At 49.1% G+C, this 234-nt stretch carries 1 tRNA gene; it reads right to left on the bottom strand.

Annotated elements, in window-relative coordinates:
• Positions 1-119: 119 nt before the first annotated feature.
• Positions 120-196, bottom strand: a tRNA-Asp gene (locus FCV43_RS20215).
• Positions 197-234: the final 38 nt, after the last annotated feature.

The following is a 234-nucleotide window of genomic DNA, read 5'->3' as shown; positions in this document are numbered from 1 at the left end:
ATGGCTTTTTGGAGTGCAGAGGCCAAGTCGCAAAAATGCGCACAAGAGATTGGTATCATTTTCCCAAACGACAAACGTAAAAAAGCCCTAATCTTTCGATTAGGGCTTTTTTAAATAAGTGGCGGAGTGGACGGGACTCGAACCCGCGACCCCCGGCGTGACAGGCCGGTATTCTAACCAACTGAACTACCACTCCGCAGTGGTCAACTCACTATGTGAGCGTCCATATCTCCA

The sequence above is a fragment of the Vibrio genomosp. F6 genome (assembly GCF_005146325.1).
In the GTDB taxonomy this organism is placed as follows: domain Bacteria; phylum Pseudomonadota; class Gammaproteobacteria; order Enterobacterales; family Vibrionaceae; genus Vibrio; species Vibrio cortegadensis.
The sequence above is the reverse complement of the archived record's forward strand: the minus strand, read 5'-3'. Positions and strand labels throughout refer to the sequence as shown.